This window comes from Streptomyces sp. YS415 (assembly GCF_023544665.1).
Lineage (GTDB): Bacteria > Actinomycetota > Actinomycetes > Streptomycetales > Streptomycetaceae > Streptomyces.
Genome location: NZ_JAMJFL010000011.1, coordinates 73,640 through 90,388 on the forward strand (window position 1 = coordinate 73,640; position 16,749 = coordinate 90,388).

The 16,749-nt window shown below is 71.4% G+C and carries 15 protein-coding genes, 1 pseudogene and 1 riboswitch; of the genes and pseudogenes, 10 read left to right on the forward strand and 6 right to left on the reverse strand.

Going from position 1 to position 16,749, the window contains the following annotated elements:
• Nucleotides 1–117 precede the first annotated feature (117 nt).
• On the forward strand, nt 118–672 hold the full coding sequence (locus tag M8H82_RS16210; RefSeq protein ID WP_250074522.1) for an NADAR family protein: 555 nt from the start codon (nt 118–120) through the stop codon (nt 670–672).
• 355 nt (nt 673–1,027) lie between these two features.
• On the opposite strand, the gene M8H82_RS16215 is transcribed toward M8H82_RS16210, so the two are convergent.
• The gene (locus tag M8H82_RS16215) at nt 1,028–1,741 is read right to left on the reverse strand and encodes a DUF4190 domain-containing protein (RefSeq protein WP_250074524.1); all 714 of its coding nucleotides are present in this window, start codon (nt 1,739–1,741) and stop codon (nt 1,028–1,030) included.
• Between the two features lie 61 nt (nt 1,742–1,802).
• Between M8H82_RS16215 and M8H82_RS16220 the strand changes: the two are divergent.
• Both M8H82_RS16220 and M8H82_RS16225 read left to right on the forward strand, forming a co-directional pair.
• Nucleotides 1,803–2,959, forward strand: a pseudogene (locus tag M8H82_RS16220) (adenosine deaminase); the annotation flags it as partial.
• Nucleotides 2,960–2,967: 8 nt separating this feature from the next.
• Nucleotides 2,968–3,699, forward strand: a complete 732-nt coding sequence (locus M8H82_RS16225) for a glycerophosphodiester phosphodiesterase (RefSeq protein WP_250074528.1) — start codon at nt 2,968–2,970, stop codon at nt 3,697–3,699.
• Here M8H82_RS16225 and M8H82_RS16230 read toward each other — a convergent pair.
• A complete protein-coding gene (locus M8H82_RS16230; protein ID WP_250074530.1) occupies nt 3,689–4,237 on the reverse strand; it encodes a hypothetical protein in 549 nt (182 codons plus the stop codon). The two genes, M8H82_RS16225 and M8H82_RS16230, sit on opposite strands and share 11 nt — an antisense overlap.
• Nucleotides 4,238–4,357: 120 nt before the next feature.
• On the reverse strand, nt 4,358–5,797 hold the full coding sequence (locus M8H82_RS16235; RefSeq protein WP_250074532.1) for a gamma-aminobutyraldehyde dehydrogenase: 1,440 nt from the start codon (nt 5,795–5,797) through the stop codon (nt 4,358–4,360).
• 170 nt (nt 5,798–5,967) lie between these two features.
• On the opposite strand from M8H82_RS16235, the gene M8H82_RS16240 reads away from it, so the two are divergent.
• The 7 genes from M8H82_RS16240 (at nt 5,968) to M8H82_RS16270 (ending at nt 12,718) form a co-directional block, all read left to right on the forward strand.
• The gene (locus M8H82_RS16240) at nt 5,968–6,498 is read left to right on the forward strand and encodes an Lrp/AsnC family transcriptional regulator (RefSeq protein ID WP_250074534.1); all 531 of its coding nucleotides are present in this window, start codon (nt 5,968–5,970) and stop codon (nt 6,496–6,498) included.
• A gap of 19 nt (nt 6,499–6,517) precedes the next feature.
• Nucleotides 6,518–7,882: an aspartate aminotransferase family protein gene (locus M8H82_RS16245; RefSeq protein WP_250074536.1), complete on the forward strand. Its 1,365-nt coding sequence runs from the start codon at nt 6,518–6,520 to the stop codon at nt 7,880–7,882.
• 193 nt (nt 7,883–8,075) lie between these two features.
• Nucleotides 8,076–8,816: an ABC transporter ATP-binding protein gene (locus tag M8H82_RS16250; RefSeq protein WP_250074538.1), complete on the forward strand. Its 741-nt coding sequence runs from the start codon at nt 8,076–8,078 to the stop codon at nt 8,814–8,816.
• Complete coding sequence (locus M8H82_RS16255; protein WP_250074540.1) at nt 8,798–10,198, forward strand: hypothetical protein; 1,401 nt, start codon at nt 8,798–8,800, stop codon at nt 10,196–10,198. The genes M8H82_RS16250 and M8H82_RS16255 overlap by 19 nt, the downstream gene beginning before the upstream one ends.
• A gap of 118 nt (nt 10,199–10,316) precedes the next feature.
• Nucleotides 10,317–10,724 carry a VOC family protein gene (locus M8H82_RS16260; RefSeq protein ID WP_250074541.1) on the forward strand — a complete coding sequence of 136 codons (408 nt, stop codon included), beginning with the start codon at nt 10,317–10,319 and terminating at the stop codon, nt 10,722–10,724.
• Nucleotides 10,725–10,750: 26 nt separating this feature from the next.
• Complete coding sequence (locus M8H82_RS16265; protein WP_250074544.1) at nt 10,751–11,872, forward strand: Rossmann fold nucleotide-binding protein; 1,122 nt, start codon at nt 10,751–10,753, stop codon at nt 11,870–11,872.
• A gap of 159 nt (nt 11,873–12,031) precedes the next feature.
• On the forward strand, nt 12,032–12,718 hold the full coding sequence (locus tag M8H82_RS16270) for an LAETG motif-containing sortase-dependent surface protein (protein ID WP_250074823.1): 687 nt from the start codon (nt 12,032–12,034) through the stop codon (nt 12,716–12,718).
• Between the two features lie 95 nt (nt 12,719–12,813).
• Here the strand turns inward: M8H82_RS16270 and M8H82_RS16275 are convergent, their stop codons facing one another.
• Genes M8H82_RS16275 through M8H82_RS16285 form a run of 3 tightly spaced genes read right to left on the reverse strand, consistent with a single transcriptional unit; the run spans nt 12,814 to nt 16,552 of the window.
• Nucleotides 12,814–13,833: an ABC transporter ATP-binding protein gene (locus M8H82_RS16275; protein WP_250074546.1), complete on the reverse strand. Its 1,020-nt coding sequence runs from the start codon at nt 13,831–13,833 to the stop codon at nt 12,814–12,816.
• The gene (locus M8H82_RS16280) at nt 13,833–15,494 is read right to left on the reverse strand and encodes an iron ABC transporter permease (RefSeq protein WP_250074547.1); all 1,662 of its coding nucleotides are present in this window, start codon (nt 15,492–15,494) and stop codon (nt 13,833–13,835) included. The genes M8H82_RS16275 and M8H82_RS16280 overlap by 1 nt, the downstream gene beginning before the upstream one ends.
• Nucleotides 15,470–16,552, reverse strand: coding sequence for a thiamine ABC transporter substrate-binding protein (locus tag M8H82_RS16285; protein ID WP_250074549.1), 1,083 nt, complete (start codon nt 16,550–16,552; stop codon nt 15,470–15,472). Before M8H82_RS16285 ends, M8H82_RS16280 begins: the two co-directional genes overlap by 25 nt.
• Nucleotides 16,553–16,629: 77 nt before the next feature.
• A riboswitch (TPP riboswitch) is annotated at nt 16,630–16,735 on the reverse strand.
• Nucleotides 16,736–16,749 lie beyond the last annotated feature (14 nt).

Sequence of the window (16,749 nt, forward strand, 5' to 3'; positions counted from 1 at the left end):
CCAACAAGGGATTCCGTTGTTGCCTTTTGGTTACGCGACGGAATCTGTCGACCAGGTGTCGAGTGAAGAAGAAAAACCCAGGACGGAGTGTCAGTGGTTCCTGCCAGACTCGCGTGCATGGTGAAGATCGATTCTCGGGACGCCCTGGTCAGGGAGGTCCGCGCAGGGGCGGATATCAAGTATCTGCACTTCTGGGGCCATCGGCCGAGACCTGACGGCCGGGTCGGCGCGAGCTGTCTGAGTCAGTGGTGGCCGTCTCCGTTCACCGTGGACGGCGTCCGGTACGCGACGGCCGAGCACTGGATGATGGCCGGCAAGGCCCGCCTGTTCGGCGACCCCGACGCCGAGCGCGCGATCCTGGCGGCCGGGCACCCCTCGGAGGCGAAGAACGCCGGGCGGCTGGTGCGCTGTTTCGACGAGGAGACCTGGGCGCGCGAGCGGTTCGGCATCGTGGTCGAGGGCAGCGTGCACAAGTTCGCCTCGGACGAGGCGCTGCGCGGCTTCCTGCTGGGCACGGGCAGACGTGTCCTGGTGGAGGCGAGCCCGGTGGACCGGGTCTGGGGCATCGGCCTGGCAGCGACCGACGACGCGGCGATGGATCCGGAACGGTGGCGGGGGCCGAACCTCCTGGGCTTCGCACTGATGGAGGCGCGGGAGCGGTTGCGGGGGTAGAGGGGACGGGGTGGGGGCGGATGGGCAGGGCTCGGGCAGTAGGGGGTTGGCTGGCCGAGGGCTCGGACAGTAGGGGGGCTGGCTGACCGGGTGGGAGCCGCCCGTCCCGCGCGTCAGAGCTCCGAGCGTCCACCGCCTCGCGTGACAGGCCTCTGTACGGCGCCCCGCGCAACACGCGCCTGAGCCTCACCGCCTACCGGAGTCAAGCCCCCGAGCCTTCACCGCCTACCGCAGGCAAGCCCCCGGGCCTTCAACACCTGTCGCAGACAAGCCCCCGAGCTGTCACCGCCCACCGCAGACAAGCCCCGGCCCACGTCACCCCCGCGGCACCGCCCCGGCGGCAGCCCCCGGCCCTCTACCGCGTAGCGATCACGAAGGCCAGCATCGCGAGGCCGAGGACGATCCCGGCTGTGCCGCAGATGAGCCCGGCCAGGGCCTGGCCGCCGTTGGTCGCTTCTCCTCGGCGGGTCTTGCCCCTGCCGATCAGGCCGAAGATCAGCGCCAGGATGCCGAGCAGGATGGCCACCGGCCACAGGCAGAACACCGCCGCCGAGATGATCCCGAGCACCAGCGCCGCCGTGCCCATGCCGTTGCTCGGCACCGGCATGGGCTGCATCCCGGCCCAGGCGTACTCCCCGCCCGGGTATCCGGGTCCGCCCGGATAGCCGTATCCGCTCGGGTAGCCGTGTCCCCCCGGGTAGCCGTAGGGAATCTGTCCAGGGCCGTCCGGGGCGATGGGCGGCGGCGGGACCGGCTCGCCCTGGCCGTAGGGGGCGCCCGGCGCCGCGAAGGGGTTCGCCGGGGCGGGCCACGGCTGCTGCGGGCCCGTCGCGTCGACGCCCGGCATCGAGGCCACCGTCTGCTGATCGTGCACGGAAGGGCCGGAGGGAGCCGACCAGGTGCCCGACGCCGAGGCCACCGTGTTACCGGGGCCGTCCACCGACGGCGGCGCCCACGGATTCGGCTCGGGCGCGGACGCGTCCGGTCCCTTGTCCAGCCGGACCTCGGGAGCGGGCCCGTGTCCTGACGGATGCGGCGGTTCGCGCCGCGGCGGCGTGTCCTCGGGCATGCGCGGGACCCCCTCTGTCTGCCTTCCGTCATGCTACGGCGCGGCCCCGGACCCCGGGGCTCCGGCCTACGATGATCCCGAGTCACCGATCAGCCGATCACCCGCGTCCCGCCGCAACCCGGCCGGGGACGCCGTTCCCGGGGAGGAACCTTGACCGACCGCACCGCCGCCGGCCTCGCGGGCGCCACGCGCGACCCGCACGCCTTCATCGCCGGACTGCCCAAGGCCGAGCTCCATGTGCACCACGTCGGCTCCGCCTCCCCGCGCATCGTCTCGGAACTGGCCGCCCGCCACCCCGACTCCAAGGTGCCCACCGACCCCGAGGCCCTGGTCGACTACTTCACCTTCACGGACTTCGCCCACTTCATCGAGGTGTACCTGTCCGTCGTCGACCTGATCCGCACCCCGGAGGACGTACGCCTGCTGACGTACGAGGTGGCCCGGGACCTGGCCCGGCAGCAGGTGCGCTACGCCGAGCTGACCATCACCCCCTTCTCCTCCGTCCGCCGCGGCATCGACGAGCGCGGCTTCATGGACGCGATCGAGGACGCCCGCAAGGCGGCGGAGGCCGAGTTCGGGACCGTACTGCGCTGGTGCTTCGACATTCCCGGCGAGGCGGGGCTCGAGTCCGCCGAGGAGACCGTGCGGCTCGCCACCGACGACCGGCTGCGCCCCGAGGGCCTGGTGTCGTTCGGGCTCGGCGGGCCCGAGATCGGCGTGCCCCGGCCGCAGTTCAAGCCGTACTTCGACCGGGCCATCGCCGCGGGCCTGCACTCCGTGCCGCACGCCGGTGAGACCACCGGCCCGGAGACGGTGTGGGACGCCCTGACGCACCTGGGCGCCGAGCGCATCGGGCACGGCACCAGTTCCGCGCGGGACCCGAAGCTGCTCACCCACCTCGCCGAGAACCGGATCCCGCTGGAGGTGTGTCCGACCTCCAACATCGCCACGCGCGCGGTCCGCACCCTCGACGAGCACCCGATCAAGGAGTTCGTCCGGGCAGGCGTTCTGGTCACCATCAACTCCGACGATCCGCCGATGTTCGGCACCGACCTCAACGCCGAGTACGCGGTGGCCGCCCGCCTGCTGAATCTCGACGAGCGCGGCCTGGCCGAGCTGGCGCACAACGCGGTCGAGGCGTCCTTCCTCGACGAGCCCGGCAAGGCCCGTATCAAGGCCGAGATCGACACGTACACCGCCGCCTGGCTCACCCCCTGACCGCCCCGATGGCCACCGAGCTGACCGCCGCGATGACCGAGGACGTGACCGCGGTCGCCCACCGGGGCGACCCCTATCTGTTCCGGGAGAACACGCTCGACTCCCTGCGTTCGGCGCTCCGCAGAGGCGCCGACGCGGTGGAGGTCGACGTACGGCTGACCCGCGACGGCACACCCGTCCTGCTGCACGACGAGTCGCTGAAGCGGCTGTGGGAGCTGGACCGCCCGCTGCGCTCCCTGTCGGCGGACGAACTGCTCGGGCACACGGGCGGCGGAGTGCCGACGCTGGCCGAGGCGCTGGACGCGACCGACGGCCACCGGGTGATGCTCGACCTGCCCGGCCGGCCGGATCTGCGCACGGCACGCCGGATCGTGGACGCCGTACGGGAGGCGGGCGCGTCGGACCGCGTGTACTACTGCGCCGGCGCCCCCGCCATGCTCGCGGTCCGCGCCGCCGACCCGGCCGCCGAGATCGCCCTGACCTGGACGACGCTGGCACCGCCGCGGCCCGCGCTGCTGGAGGCGGTACGGCCGCGCTGGCTCAACTACCGTTTCGGCCTGGTCGACCGCGCCCTCGCGGAACGCGTCCACCGGGGCGGGCACCTGCTGTCGGTCTGGACGCCGGACACCCGCCGTTCGATGCGCCGGCTGATCGCCCTGGGCGTCGACTCGATCACCACGAACCGCATCGACACCCTCCTGGCCGCCCGCAAGGGGCACGTCCCCACGGTCAACCGCTGACGCTGCCCCGCGCCGCGTTCAGACCGACGACGGCCGTCACGGGGGCGGTCAGCGCCTCCAGCTGCTTGATCTTCTGCCGCAGCACGTAGAGCGGCAGGACTCCGAACACCCCGAACGCCATGTCGATCACGCTCCACCAGAAGGGGATCCCGCGGATCGGTCCGCAGATCAGGGCGAGCGGGATGACGCCGGCGCAGGCGATCATCGCCCACTCGACGACCCAGATGTTGCGGACCGGATCGCGGTAGGGCCCGTAGAAGGCGACCGCGATGACGAGATGGGCGAAGGCCAGCCAGTCGGTGCCGTAGAGGAGGAAGGGGTAGTCGGCGTCGGCGGTGTCGAGGCCGCGGCGCACCCGCTCGATCCACTCCATGAGCCCGGGCAGGTGGTCCTGCACCGACAGCGACCTCAACAGGTCCTCGGTCCAGCGCAGTTCGTGCACCAGCGGGAAGGCTGTGACCCCGCTCAGCACCAGACACACCACGAAGAACACCAACCAGCCGCGGATGCCCCTCAACAGGGCGGCTCTGTCGCTCATGGCCGCAGCGTACGCCGAAGTTGAACATGTTCAAAAGCGGGGGGCGGGAAAACAGAACCGCGGGTGTCCGGCAGCACGTCGTCGACGTGGTGCCGGACACCCGCGGTCCGGGAACTGCCGTCAGCCGTCCAGCGACGTCATGACGTGCTTGATCCGCGTGTAGTCGTCGAAGCCGTACCCCGAGAGGTCCTTGCCGTAGCCGGACTTCTTGAAGCCGCCGTGCGGCATCTCCGCGACCAGCGGGATGTGCGTGTTGATCCAGACGCAGCCGAAGTCCAGCGACTTCGACATCCGCATCGCGCGCGCGTGGTCCTTGGTCCACACCGAGGAGGCGAGGGCGTAGTCCACGCCGTTCGCCCACTCGACGGCCTGCGCCTCGTCCGAGAAGGACTGGACGGTGATGACCGGCCCGAAGACCTCGTTCTGGATGATCTCGTCGTCCTGCCGGAGCCCGGAGACGACGGTCGCCGCGTAGAAGTAGCCCTTGTCGCCGACCCGCTGACCGCCGGCCTCGACCTTGGCGTGCGCGGGCAGCCGCTCGATGAAGCCGGAGACCTGCTTGAGCTGGTTGGGGTTGTTCAGCGGGCCGAAGAGCACGTCCTCGTCGTCCGGCTGGCCCGTCTTCGTCTCGGCGGCGGCCTTGGCGAGCGCGGCCACGAACTCGTCGTGGATGGACTCCTGGACGAGGACGCGGGTGGCGGCCGTGCAGTCCTGGCCGGCGTTGAAGAAGCCCGCGACGGAGATGTCCTCGACGGCCTTGGGGATGTCGGTGTCCTCGAAGACGACGACCGGCGCCTTGCCGCCCAGCTCCAGGTGGACCCGCTTGAGGTCCTTGGCCGCGGACTCGGCGACCGACATGCCGGCGCGGACCGAGCCGGTGATGGAGGCCATCGCCGGGGTCGGGTGCTCGACCATCAGGCGGCCGGTGTCCCGGTCGCCGGTGACGACGTTGAAGACGCCCTTGGGCAGGATCGAGCCGATGATGTCGGCGATCAGGACGGTCGAGGCCGGGGTGGTGTCCGACGGCTTCAGCACGACCGTGTTGCCCGCCGCGATGGCCGGGGCGAACTTCCACACGGCCATCATCATCGGGTAGTTCCACGGCGCGACCTGCGCGCAGACGCCGACCGGCTCACGGCGGACGATGGAGGTCATCCCCTCCATGTACTCACCGGCCGAGCGGCCCTCGAGCATGCGGGCCGCACCGGCGAAGAACCGGATCTGGTCCACCATCGGCGGGATCTCCTCGGACCGGGTCAGTCCGATCGGCTTGCCGGTGTTCTCCACCTCGGCCGCGATGAGCTCCTCGGCGCGCTCCTCGAACGCGTCCGCGATCTTCAGGAGGGCCTTCTGGCGCTCGGCGGGGGTGGTGTCGCGCCAGGCGGGGAAGGCGCGGGCGGCGGCCTCCATGGCGGCGTCGACGTCCGCCTGCCCGGACAGCGGCGCGGTCGCGTACGCCTCGCCCGTCGCGGGGTTGACCACCTCGGTGGTCCGTCCGTCGGCGGCGTCCCGGAACTCACCGTCGATGTAATTGCGCAGACGACGCAGCTCGGTGCTCACTGCCGGCCTCCTGTCAGGGGTTCTACTGTCCGATTGCTGAGACACCCACCCTAATCGGCAAGCCGACGTTTTCAACACCCCCGATCCCACTCGAACTGCGAAATCCGCAGGACTCACACACGTAAACAACGAATTTCATCGCCTCGCCCTTGCGAAACTGTCGAGACCTCGTGCACAGTGAGGTCGTGGCCAGTCGAAGCGCAGACCCCCGGGACTCTCGTGAGTCCCCCCGCGAATCCAGGAACGGCAGCTCGCCGCACCTGGACGCCGTCTCCCTCGCCATCATCGAACAGCTCCAGGAGGACGGCCGCCGGCCGTACGCCGCCATCGGCAAGGCCGTGGGCCTCTCCGAGGCGGCCGTGCGCCAGCGCGTCCAGAAGCTGCTCGACCAGGGCGTGATGCAGATCGTCGCCGTCACGGACCCGCTCACCGTGGGCTTCCGGCGCCAGGCGATGGTCGGCATCCATGTCGAGGGTGACGTGGAGTCCGTGGCCGACGCGCTCACCGCGATGCCCGAATGCGAGTACGTCGTGATGACAGCGGGCTCCTTCGACCTGATGGTGGAGATCGTCTGCGAGGACGACGACCACCTGCTGGAAGTCATCAACCGCCGTATCCGAGCCATCCCCGGAGTGCGCTCCACCGAGAGCTTCGTCTACTTGAAGCTCAAGAAGCAGACCTACATGTGGGGAACCCGATAGCCGTGAGGACCCGATAACCGTGAGCACCAAGGACCTCAGCCAGACCGCGTACGACCACTTGTGGATGCACTTCACCCGCATGTCCTCGTACGAGAACGCCCCCGTCCCCACCATCGTCCGGGGCGAGGGCACCTACATCTACGACGACAAGGGCAAGCGCTACCTCGACGGGCTCGCGGGCCTGTTCGTGGTCCAGGCAGGCCACGGCCGCCAGGAGCTGGCCGAGACCGCCATGAAGCAGGCGCAGGAGCTCGCCTTCTTCCCGGTCTGGTCCTACGCCCACCCCAAGGCCGTCGAGCTGGCCGAGCGCCTGGCGAACGAGGCCCCCGGCGACCTCAACAAGGTCTTCTTCACCACCGGTGGCGGCGAGGCGGTCGAGACCGCCTGGAAGCTCGCCAAGCAGTACTTCAAGCTGACCGGCAAGCCGACCAAGTACAAGGTCATCTCCCGCGCGGTCGCCTACCACGGCACCCCGCAGGGCGCCCTGTCCATCACCGGCCTGCCGGCGCTGAAGGCCCCCTTCGAGCCGCTGGTCCCGGGCGCGCACAAGGTGCCGAACACCAACATCTACCGCGCCCCGATCTACGGCGACGACCCGGAGGCCTTCGGCCGCTGGGCCGCCGACCAGATCGAGCAGCAGATCCTGTTCGAGGGTCCCGAGACGGTCGCCGCGGTGTTCCTGGAGCCCGTGCAGAACGCCGGTGGCTGCTTCCCGCCCCCGCCCGGCTACTTCCAGCGGGTGCGCGAGATCTGCGACCAGTACGACGTGCTGCTCGTCTCGGACGAGGTCATCTGCGCCTTCGGCCGGCTGGGCACGACCTTCGCCTGCGACAAGTTCGGCTACGTTCCGGACATGATCACCTGCGCCAAGGGCATGACCTCGGGCTACTCCCCGATCGGCGCCTGCATCATCTCCGACCGCCTGGCCGAGCCGTTCTACAAGGGCGACAACACCTTCCTGCACGGCTACACCTTCGGCGGCCACCCGGTCTCCGCGGCGGTCGGCGTCGCCAACCTCGACCTGTTCGAGCGCGAGGGCCTCAACCAGCACGTGCTCGACAACGAGGGCGCCTTCCGCGCCACGCTGGAGAAGCTGTACGACCTGCCGATCGTCGGCGACGTCCGCGGCAACGGCTTCTTCTACGGCATCGAGCTGGTCAAGGACAAGCACACCAAGGAGTCCTTCACCGACGAGGAAACCGAGCGCGTGCTCTACAACTTCCTCTCCAAGGCACTCTTCAACAACGGCCTGTACTGCCGTGCCGACGACCGCGGCGACCCGGTCATCCAGCTCTCCCCGCCGCTGATCTCCAACCAGGAGACGTTCGACGAGATCGAGCAGATCCTGCGCGCGACGCTGACGGAGGCGTGGACGAAGCTCTAGCCCTCGAAGGCCGAGCCGTCCGTCCGGCCCGGGGTGCACCCATCCGAGTGAGAAGGGTGCACCCCGGGCCGCGTGCTGTCCGGGCTCCTCCGCCGGGATCCTTAGCGTGCCTGGTAACCGATCGGCCCTGCTGTCGTTCCCCCGCACGGGGGACCACGGCAGGGAAAACGGATCAGAACGAGGTGTTACGCGCATGGAGGCCCCGCCCGACAACGATGTGCTCTGGGCCCGCGCCCTGCACTTCACCCACCCCGACGGCTCGCCCGCGCTCGGCGGTGTCTCGCTCGGTGTCCGGGAGGGCGAGATCCTCGCCGTCAGCGGGCCCCGCGGCAGCGGCAAGTCGACGCTCCTGCGCTGCCTCTCCGGCCAGACCCCGGCGCAGCGCGGCGAGATCTGGTTCAACAGCGTGCCGGTGCACACCATGGGCCCCGCCGACCGCGAACGGCTGCGCCGGGACCGCTTCGGCTGGATCGACCCCGAGCCGGTACTGGTCCCCGAGCTCAACGTCTGGGAGAACGCGGCCCTGCTGCTGATGCTGCGCGGCACCGGCCGCAGCCGCGCCAAGACGGCCGCGCTGGAATGGCTGGAGCGCCTCGACATCGGTGACCGGGCCCGCAAGCGCCCGCGGGAGCTGACCCAGGCGCAGCGCCAGCGCGTTTGCATCGCCCGCGCGCTGGCCCCGGGGCCCACGGTCCTCTTCGCGGACGAGCCGACGGCGCCGCTGCACCGCGCCGACCGCGCGCACGTCCTGCGGACGCTCACGACGGCGGCCCGCTCGCACGGCATCACGGTGGTCCTGGCGACCCACGACGCGGAGACCGCGGCCCTGGCCGACCGCACGGTGTCCCTGCTGGACGGGCGCCGCGTGAACACGGTGCACCTGCCCCCGATGGCCGAAGCGGAAGGCCGGGCCGCGTGCTCGCTCTCCGCCTGACCCGCCGCGCCCACCCCGCCGTACAACTGCGCCGCCTGCTGGTGGCGACGGCTTCGGCGGGCACGGGCTTCCTGCTCCTGTGCACCCTGGGCCACGCGATGACCCATCCCGGCTCCCCCGGTGCGTCCTTCCTCCGCCTGACCTGGTGCGCGGCGCCCCTGACCGCGACCGTCTACTTCGCGGTGGCGGTGGCCCGCACCGACCCGGGCACCCGCCCGCGCCCCGGCCTGTCGGCGATCGGTCTGGGGCCGGTCCGCCTGATGGCCGTCTCGGCGACGACCACCGCCCTGTCCACCCTGCTCGGCTCCATGCTCGCGCTGCTGTTCTTCCTCCACCTGCGCGGCGACCTGACGGGCATGCCGTTCGACGGCGCGGCGGCGGAGTTCCTGGCGGCGTCGCAGCCGCTGCCCCTTCCGGCAGCCCTGACCCTGCTGTGCCTGGTCCCGGCGGCAGCGTCCCTGGCGGTGGCGGTGACGCTCCGGCCGAGAGAGGCACGGTCCACCGCGGGAGAGGGACTGCGGCGCTTCGGCCGGTTCGGGTCCCAGGGCAGCTCGGCGGCCCGGGAGACGTTCGGCGCGTACGGACGGTTCGGCGCGCGGTTCCGCCAGGCCACCGGCGGCCGGGCGGCCGGGGCGGCTCCCGGCGCGCAGACCGGCGGCGCGGGCCCGCGCGGCGAGGCGCCCGGCAGCGGCGACCCGGGGCGGGCAGCCCCGCAGCCGCGGGCGGGCGAGGAGGCTCCGCCCGCCCGGGTCCCGGAGGCCCCGCAGGCCACCGCCACCCCCTCCGGCCTCCCCTGGGGCACGGCCATCCTCGCCGCGGGCCTGGCCGTGGAGGCGTACGCCAGTGCGGCCACCACGCACGCCACCAGGATGCCCTCCGGCCTTCCCACGGGTCCCGCCGCCGTCCTCGTCGGCTGGGCCCTGACCGCGGTCGGCCTCGCGCTGGCCGGCCCGGGACTCACCCACCTGTGCGGCCGGCTGCTGCAGTCGGTGCGCCCCGGCGCGCTGCGCCTCCTGGCCGGCCGGGTCCTCATGGAGGAGGCCACCAGGATCGGCCGCCCCCTCGGTGTGGTCTGCGCCGTCACCTCCGCCGCGTACGCCATGGCCGTCCTGCACGACCCCGCGGCGGACGGACGCACCCTGGGCCCGCTCACCACCCTCGGCGCGACCGTGGTCACCGGCTGCGCGGTGGCCACCCTCCTCACCGCCGCCATCGAGGCACGGCAGGCCCGCGCCGACACCACGGCCGCCCTGCTCCGCCTCGGCGCCCCGCCCACGGTGCTGCGCAGCGCCGCGGCCCTGCGCGCGGGCGCCCTCCTGGCCGTCTTCGGCCCGATCACCCTGATCGTCGCCGAACTCGCGGCGCTGCCGCTGGCCCGCTGAGCGGCCCCGGAGCCGGCACCAGAAATCCGTACGAAAAAAATCACCGGACCGCGATGAGTTCCGCCCGGCCCTCCGGTCTAATCCCACGTAACGACCGACATTGAGGGAGAGACTCCAGATGTACCAGCAGATGATCTTCGTGAACCTGCCCGTTGCCGACCTCGACGCCTCGAAGAAGTTCTTCACGGAGCTGGGCTACTCGATCAACGCCCAGTTCAGCGACGAGAACACGGCGAGTGTCGTGATCAGCGAGACCATCGTGGCGATGCTCCTCGCCAAGCCCTTCTACGCGACCTTCACCGACAAGGAGATCGCGGACGCCACGAAGACCAGCGAGGTGCTGATCTGTCTGAGCGCCGAGAGCCGCGAGAAGGTCGACGAGCTGGTGGAGAAGGCGGTCGCGGCCGGCGGCACCGCCTCCGCGAAGGTCCAGGACATGGGCTTCATGTACGGCCGCGGCTTCGACGACCTCGACGGCCACAGCTGGGAGGTCGTGTGGATGGACCCCGCCGCGGTCGAGGGCTGAACCACCACCGTGTCTAGCATGGGCGGGTGCAGACGATGCCCGCCCATGCGGCCCACCACGGCGACCGTGAGATCGAGACGCTCCAGGAGTTCGACGCCACCGTCTCGGCCCGCGGCACCCTCGCCGGATTCCGGATCCAGGCCGTCGATCTGACGGACCGCACCCGCGAGTTGCTCGCCACGGACACGGCGGGCGCCGTCTTCCTCGGCTGCGCGATGCGCGAGGAAGCGGCCGTGAAGATCCGCGCGGACGGCGCCTTGGTCTTCCCGCCGGTACCGGACCTCGCCTTCGACCCGTACCGGGGCCTGCTCTACTCCCCCGACGAACTGTTCACCGGGCTGGACCGGGGCTACGAACAGACCCCCGACGCCCTCGCCTACGCCTGGTTCCAGCGGACCAAGGCGGACGGCGACATCTTCGCCTCGATGCTCCGCGCGGTCCACGACGACGCCGTCTCCGACGCCCTCGACGAACTCCTGCGCGGTACCCGGGTCGTGGGGGTGATGGGCGGTCACGCGATGGCCCGCGGCACGGAGGCGTACGCCGGTGCGGCCCGTCTCGGCCGGGAGCTGACCCGCGAGGGCTTCGTGGTCGCCACCGGTGGCGGCCCGGGCGCGATGGAGGCGGCGAACCTCGGCGCGTATGCCGCACCCTACGGCGACACCATGCTCACCGAGGCGCTCCAACTCCTCGCCAAGGAACCGCGGTTCACCCCCTCGATCACCGCCTGGGCGGCCGCGGCCTTCGAGGTCCGCACCCGCTGGCCCAAGGGCGGCGGCTCCATCGGCATCCCCACCTGGTTCTACGGCCACGAGCCACCCAACGCCTTCGCCGCGCACATCGCCAAGTACTTCGCCAACGCCACCCGCGAGGACGGCCTGCTGGCTCGCTGCAACGCGGGCGTGGTCTTCCTGCCCGGCGCCGCCGGCACCGTGCAGGAGATCTTCGACAACACCACGCCGAACTACTACGAGTCGCGCGGCGAGCCCACCTCGATGGTGCTGGTCGACCGGGCGCACTGGACGGAGAAGCTGCCGGCCTGGCCGCTGCTGCGGTCGCTGGCGCGGGAGCGCTCGATGGAGTCCCGGATCGCGCTGGTCGACCGGATCGAGGAGGCTCCGCAGGCGTTGAAACGTCTCGGTGGTTAATGAGAGGGCAAAGCCAAGGTGCTTGTCCGGCATGTGCGTTGACACTTCTTACACAGCGCTTATAAACCTGTGAGCCTCCCGGGAGTGGAGAAGCGGGTGCGTCTCCGCTCCCTCAACCCCCCGCAATTGCACACCATGCGAAGGACCAACGTGGCAGTCCTGTCAGCTTTGCCCATATCCCGCCGTACCGTCGCGCGTTCCGCGCGCGTGCTCGGGATCGCCTCCGCCTCGGCCGCGCTCGTGCTCGGTCTCGGCGGCAACGCGATCGCGTGCGACATCAAGGATTTCTCCGCCGAAGCCAAGTGCGACGGCGACAACGGTGTCATCACCGTCACCGACGTGGACCCCGCCGGTGTCCAGGCCACCGTCAGCGTCTACTTGCAGAACAACGGCGCCGACCTGAAGAAGGTGGGCGAGCAGGTGGTCGAGGGCTCGCGCGAGGGCGTCACCATCACGTTCGCCGAGAACTGGAAGCCGAACGCCGAGTACCGCATCCACGTCAAGGCCGAGGGCTATGTCGACGAGGACATCAAGCCGAACCTGACGACCCCGGCCACGGCCTGCAAGAAGGAGGACGTCCCGGCGCCGGCTCCGTCGGACAGCGCGGCACCGACCCCGTCCGCCTCCGCCCCGGCGGCCGAGGAGACCCCGGCACCCGCGCCCTCCGAGGGCGACAGCACCGCCCCGGCGGACACCTCCAGCAACGTCCCGACCCCGGCCGGTGAGTCCAACCTCGCCGAGACCGGCGCCGACTCCAACACCGGCCTGATCGCGGGCATCGCGGTGGTGCTGGTGGCGATCGGCGGCGGCGCGGTCTTCCTGGGCATGCGCAGGCGCTCCCGCTGATCCCGGAGCGGGCCATCAGCCGGGCGGGCCTGCCCGGACGGTGGCCCGCTCCCCCACGATCCGGACGGTGGCCCGCTTTCCCGTACTCCGGACGGTCAGTCGAGCACCACGATGTCGGCCGCGTCGAACTCCACCCCGACCCGGTCCCCGACCTCCGGCGCCTCCCGCAGCGCACACGCCGCCTCCAGCCGGGGCGCGTCCTCGGGCTGCAGGTGTACGGCGACATGGGTGCCCTTGAAGGTGCGCGCGGCCACCGTGCAGCGCAGGCCCTGGTCGGCCGCGACCAGGCGGACCCCGGCGGGCCGGACGAGGAGCGTGCGGGTGCCCTCGGCGGTGTCGTCGGGCACCGGCAGCTTGCCCCAGGGGGTGTCGGCGGCCTGCCCGGAGACCGTGGCGGGGACCACGTTGTCGAAGCCGAGGAAACGGGCCACGAACGCGTCGACCGGCCGCTGCCACACCTCGAGCGGCGTACCGGACTGGGCGATCCGCCCGTCCCGCATCACCACCACCCGGTCGGCCAGCGCGAAGGCCTCCCCCTGGTCGTGCGTCACGGCCAGCACGGTCGTACCCAACTCACTGAACAGCTCCCGCAGTTCGACGACCAGCCGCTCCCGCAGCGAGCGGTCGAGCTGCCCGAGCGGCTCGTCGAGCATCAGCAGCCGGGGGCGGGGCGCCAGCGCCCGGGCCAGCGCCACCCGCTGCTGCTCCCCGCCGGACAGGGCGGCGAGGGCCCGCCCGGCGGCGCCCGGCAGCCCGACGAGGTCGAGCAACTCCCTTACCCGCTCGGCCTGCTGCCGCTTCGACGCCCCGTGCATCCGCAGCCCGAAGGCGACGTTCCCGCCCACGTCCCGCTGCGGGAAGAGCTGATGGTCCTGGAACATCAGCCCCACTCCCCGCCGGTGCGCGGGAACGCCGTGCTGGTCGCGCCCGTCGAGCGTCACCCGCCCCGCGTCCAGCGGCTGGAGTCCGGCGACCGCCCGCAGCAACGTCGACTTGCCGCTGCCGCTGGGCCCGAGGACGCAGACCACCTCGTGCTCGGCGACCGCCAGGTCCACGGCGTCCAGCACGGCCCGCCCGCCGAACCGCACGGTCGCGTTCTCCAGGCTCAGCAGCATCAGAACTCCCCCGTCCGATCGGTCCGCAGCCGCTCCAGCACCAGCAGCGCCACCGCGCACACCACCATCAGAATCGTCGAAAGGGCCATCGCCTGCCCGTAGTTGAGCTGCCCGGCGCGTCCGAGCAGCTTGGCCACCGCCACCGGCAGCGTCGGGTTGTCGGGCCGGGCGATGAACACGGTCGCCCCGAACTCCCCCAGCGACACCGCGAAGGCGAACCCGGCCGCGATCAGCAGCGCCCGCCGCACCATCGGCAGATCCACCTCCCGCCACACCCGCCACGGCGACGCCCCCAGCACGGCCGCCGCCTCCCGCAACCGGTGGTCGACGGCCCGCAGCACCGGCAGCATGGTCCGCACCACGAAGGGCACGCCGACCAGCGCCTGGGCGAGCGGCACCAGGATCCAGGTGGCCCGCAGATCCAGCGGCGGCTCGTCCAGGGCGATCAGGAACCCGAACCCGACGGTCACCGCGGAGACCCCGAGCGGCAGCATCAGCAGCGCGTCGAAGCCGCGGACGAACCGGCCCGCGTCCCGCCGGGTCAGCGCGGCGGCGGCGAGACCTCCGACCAGTACGGCGATGGCGGTGGCGACCACGGCGTAGGACAGTGAGTTGCCGATGGCCTCGATCGGCGGGACCAGGAAGACTCCGCCGTCGGCCGAGGTCAGCGCCCGGTAGTAGCCGAGCCCGGGGGCGTCCAGGGACCGCTGCACCAGCACGGCGAGCGGCAGCAGGATCAGTACCGCGATGGTGGCGAGAACTCCGGCCAGCAGCGCCCACTGCCCGGCTCCGCGCGGCCGGCGCGCGGTCCCCGAGGCGTCCACCAGGTGCAGGGCGGTCTCCCGGCGCCGTACGGTCCAGGCGTGCAGGGCGAGGATCGCGCCGACTGCCGCGAACTGGACGACGGTGAGGACCGCGGCCGTGGACAGGTCGAAGATCTCGGAGGTCTGGCGGTAGATCTCCACTTCGAGGGTGGAGAAGGTCGGGCCGCCGAGGATCTGCACCACTCCGAAGGAGGTGAAGGTGAACAGGAAGACCATCAGGGTGGCGGCGGCCACGGCCGGTCCGAGCGCCGGCAGCGTCACCGTCAGCCAGGCCCGTCGGCGGGACGCGCCGAGCATCCGCGCCGCCTCCTCCTGCCGCGGGTCCAGCTGCGCCCAGAGCCCGCCGACCGTGCGGACGACGACCGCGTAGTTGAAGAAGACGTGCGCCAGCAGGATCGCCCACACGGTCGTGTCCAGGCGCAGGCCCCACAGCTCGTCGAGGAGTCCGCCGCGTCCGACGAGCGCCAGGAAGGCCGTACCGACGACGACCGTCGGCAGCACGAACGGCACCGTCACCACGGCCCGCAGGATCTGCTTGCCGGGGAAGCGGAAGCGGGCGAAGACATAGGCGGCGGGCAGCGCCAGCAGCAGGGTCAGCGCGGTGGAGGCGAGCGCCTGCCAGGTGGTGAACCACAGGACGTGCCGGATGTCCGGCCGGCTGAGCACGTCCGCGATCCGGCCGAGCTGCCAGACCCCGTCGACGCGCAGGCCGCGCGCGACGATCGCGGCGACGGGGTAGGCGAAGAAGACGCCGAAGAACGCGACGGGCAGGGCCATCAGGCCCAGCCGCGCCGCGTGCCGTCGCCGGCCGGCTACTTCAGTACGAGCGAGGTCCACGACTTGACCCACTCGTCGCGGTGGTCGGCGATCTCGGCGGGGTCCATGGTCGCGGGGTCCTTGGCCGCGGGCCCGTGCTCGGTGAACTCCGCGGGCACGTCCGCCTCCTCGACCACGGGGTAGACGAACATGTTCAGCGGCATGTCCTCCTGGAACTTCTTGCTGATCAGGAAGTCGATCAGCGCCTTGCCGCCCTCGCTGTTCTTCGCGTTGGCGAGCAGGCCCGCGAACTCGACCTGCCGGAAGCAGGTGCCCTCGGCCACTCCGGTGGGCGCGGTGGCCGGCTTCGGGTCGCCGTAGATCACCTCGGCGGGCGGCGAGGAGGCGTACGACACGACCAGCGGCCGGTCGGCCTTGGCCGCCTTGCCGCCGGCGGAGCCGGAGAACTCCTCGTTGTAGGCCTGCTCCCAGCCGTCGACCACCTTGACGCCGTTGGCCTTGAGCTTCTTCCAGTACTCCGGCCAGCCGTCGTCGCCGTACCGCGCGGCGGTGCCGAGCAGGAAGCCGAGGCCGGGCGAGGAGGTGGAGGCGTTCTCGGTGACGAGGAGGTTCTTGTACGCGGGCTCGACCAGGTCGTCGAGGGTCGACGGCGGGGCCAGGTCGCGCTCCTCGAAGTACTTCTTGTCGTAGTTGACGCAGATGTCGCCGTAGTCGACCGGGGTGACCCGGTGCTCGTCCCGGTCGAGCTGGAACGTGGCGTCGATCTGGTCGAGGCCCTTCGCCTCGTACGGCTGGAAGAGCCCGTTGTCGAGCGCGCGGGACAGCAGGGTGTTGTCGACGCCGAAGAAGACGTCGCCCTGCGGGTTGTCCTTGGTCAGGATGGCCTTGTTGACGGCCTGCCCGGCGTCGCCGTCCTCCAGGACCTTGACCCGGTAGCCGGAGCTCTTCTCGAACTCCGCGAGGACGTCCTTGGACACGGCCCACGAGTTGTGGCTGACCAGGGTGACGGTCCTGGCGGAGCCGCCGGAGCCCTGGTCGTCGTCGGAGGACCCGCACGCCGAGAGCGTGACGAGGCCGAGTCCGACGGCCATGACGGTGGCCTTCTTGGTGATGCTCACTGAATTCCTCCTGGAGTGGACCAGGAAGAGACGCGGCCCCGCCCGGACCTCCCAAGAGTCCGGGCAGGGCGCAACAGCTCGAGTGACGACCGATCTCCCTACCCAGAATGACCTGGGCGAGGTTCAGAGGGTCTGCGGCCTGTCCCGCACTCTCAGCGCTGTGGCGCTCCCCTGTCGGAATATGAAGATGTCCGTAC

Excerpts from the sequence above, each read along its gene's own strand:
- M8H82_RS16230 (WP_250074530.1), bottom strand. The coding sequence starts at position 4,237 with ATGAGCGACAGAGCCGCCCTGTTGAGGGGCATCCGCGGCTGGTTGGTG.
- M8H82_RS16210 (WP_250074522.1), top strand. The coding sequence starts at position 118 with ATGGTGAAGATCGATTCTCGGGACGCCCTGGTCAGGGAGGTCCGCGCA.
- M8H82_RS16225 (WP_250074528.1), top strand. The coding sequence starts at position 2,968 with ATGGCCACCGAGCTGACCGCCGCGATGACCGAGGACGTGACCGCGGTC.
- M8H82_RS16275 (WP_250074546.1), bottom strand. The coding sequence starts at position 13,833 with ATGCTGCTGAGCCTGGAGAACGCGACCGTGCGGTTCGGCGGGCGGGCC.
- M8H82_RS16250 (WP_250074538.1), top strand. The coding sequence starts at position 8,076 with ATGGAGGCCCCGCCCGACAACGATGTGCTCTGGGCCCGCGCCCTGCAC.
- M8H82_RS16215 (WP_250074524.1), bottom strand. The coding sequence starts at position 1,741 with ATGCCCGAGGACACGCCGCCGCGGCGCGAACCGCCGCATCCGTCAGGA.
- M8H82_RS16260 (WP_250074541.1), top strand. The coding sequence starts at position 10,317 with ATGTACCAGCAGATGATCTTCGTGAACCTGCCCGTTGCCGACCTCGAC.